Below are 2,518 nucleotides of genomic sequence, written 5' to 3'. Positions count from 1 at the left end.
ACACGGTGAGCATTGCTAATGAGAGCGATCAAGTGACCAAAGAGCATCTGGTGGATGCCTTGGCGGTAAGAGGCGAAGAAGGACGTGGTACGCTGCGATAAGCTACGGGTAGGTGCGAACAACCGTTGATCCGTAGATTTCCGAATGGGGCAACCCACCTTCGATGACTGGAATTGCGAGCGCGGGCCTTCGGGTTCGGGTTCGTATTTCCAGTTATCAAATGAAGGTATCTAACCCTGAATACATAGGGGTTTAGAAGCAAACCCAGGGAACTGAAACATCTAAGTACCTGGAGGAAAGGACATCAACCGAGACTCCGCTAGTAGTGGCGAGCGAACGCGGACTAGGCCAGTGCTTCATAGAGGACAACTGGAACCATCTGGAATGTTGGGCCATAGCGGGTGACAGCCCCGTACAGGTAATGCCGAAATGAAGCCTCGAGTAGGGCGGGACACGTGAAATCCTGCTTGAACATGGGGGGACCACCCTCCAAGCCTAAGTACTCCTTACCGACCGATAGCGCACCAGTACCGTGAGGGAAAGGTGAAAAGCACCCCGACAAGGGGAGTGAAATAGAACCTGAAACCGGATGCTTACAAACAGTCGGAGCCCGCAAGGGTGACGGCGTACCTTTTGTATAATGGGTCTGCGACTTAGTCTGACGAGCAAGCTTAAGGCGATAGCTGTAGGCGAAGCGAAAGCGAGTCTGAACAGGGCGTTCAGTTCGTCGGATTAGACCCGAAACCAGTCGATCTATCCATGACCAGGCTGAAAGCAGGGTAACACCTGCTGGAGGACCGAACCGGTGTCTGTTGAAAAAGCCTCGGATGAACTGTGGATAGGGGTGAAAGGCCAATCAAGGCTGGAAATAGCTGGTTCTCCGCGAAATCTATTTAGGTAGAGCCTCGAGTGAATACCCCAGGGGGTAGAGCACTGGATGGGCTAGGGGCCCCCACAGGGTTACCAAACCTAACCAAACTCCGAATACCTGGGAGTACTACTCGGGAGACACACGGCGGGTGCTAACGTCCGTCGTGAAAAGGGAAACAACCCTGACCTACAGCTAAGGTCCTTAAGTCACGGCTAAGTGTGGAAGGATGTGGGAATCCCATAACAACCAGGAGGTTGGCTTAGAAGCAGCCATCCTTTAAAGAAAGCGTAACAGCTCACTGGTCTAATTAAGGGTTTCTGCGCCGAAAATGTATCGGGGCTAAAGCCGTGCACCGAAGCTTAGGATGCATCATTCTTTCGGGATTGATGCGTGGTAGCGGAGCGTTCCGTAAGCCTGCGAAGGGCGACCCGTGAGGGCGCCTGGAGGTATCGGAAGTGCGAATGCAGACATGAGTAACGACAGGAGTGTGAGAAACACTCCCGCCGAATGTCCAAGGGTTCCTGCGTAAAGCTAATCTGCGCAGGGTTAGCCGGCCCCTAAGGCGAGGGCGAAAGCCGTAGTCGATGGGAACCACGTTAATATTCGTGGGCCAGTGGGTGAGTGACGGATGCTGTAAGTTGTTTGGGCTTATCGGATTGCCCGAGCAGCGAAGGTGTTCCTGGAAATAGCCCCCACATAGACCGTACCCTAAACCGACACAGGTGGACAGGTAGAGAATACCAAGGCGCTTGAGCGAAGTGTGCTGAAGGAACTCGGCAAATTACCTGCGTAACTTCGGGATAAGCAGGCTATCAGACTGGGCAACCAGGCTGGTAGGGCACAGACCAGGGGGTGGCGACTGTTTAGCAAAAACACAGGGCTATGCTAAGTCAAACGACGACGTATATGGCCTGACGCCTGCCCGGTGCTGGAAGGTTAAGAGGAGAAGTGCAAGCTTTGAATCGAAGCCCCAGTAAACGGCGGCCGTAACTATAACGGTCCTAAGGTAGCGAAATTCCTTGTCGGGTAAGTTCCGACCTGCACGAATGGCGTAACGACTTCCCCACTGTCTCCAGCACATCCTCAGTGAAATTGAATTCCCCGTGAAGATGCGGGGTTCCTGCGGTTAGACGGAAAGACCCCGTGCACCTTTACTGTAACTTTGCACTGGCAATCGTGTTTGCATGTGTAGGATAGGTGGTAGGCTATGAAACCGGGGCGCCAGCTCTGGTGGAGCCGCAATGTGAAATACCACCCTTATGAACATGGTTGTCTAACCGCGAGCCGTCATCCGGCTCCGGGACAGCGCATGGTGGGCAGTTTGACTGGGGCGGTCGCCTCCTAAATGGTAACGGAGGCGTGCGAAGGTGGGCTCAGGTTGGTCGGAAATCAACCGTCGAGTGCAATGGCATAAGCCCGCCTGACTGCGAGACTGACAAGTCGAGCAGAAACGAAAGTTGGCCATAGTGATCCGGTGGTTCTGTGTGGAAGGGCCATCGCTCAACGGATAAAAGGTACGCCGGGGATAACAGGCTGATGATTCCCAAGAGTCCATATCGACGGAATCGTTTGGCACCTCGATGTCGGCTCATCTCATCCTGGGGCTGGAGCAGGTCCCAAGGGTATGGCTGTTCGCCATTTAAAGAG

The 2,518-nt window shown here is 53.9% G+C and carries 1 rRNA gene; it reads left to right on the top strand.

Going from position 1 to position 2,518, the window contains the following annotated elements:
• Nucleotides 1-26: 26 nt before the first annotated feature.
• Nucleotides 27-2,518, top strand: a 23S ribosomal RNA gene (locus VLA04_00340); the annotation flags it as partial.

The sequence above is a fragment of the Verrucomicrobiia bacterium genome (genome assembly GCA_035460805.1).
Taxonomy (GTDB): domain Bacteria; phylum Patescibacteriota; class UBA1384; order CAILIB01; family CAILIB01; genus DATHWI01.
The sequence above is the reverse complement of the archived record's forward strand: the minus strand, read 5'-3'. Positions and strand labels throughout refer to the sequence as shown.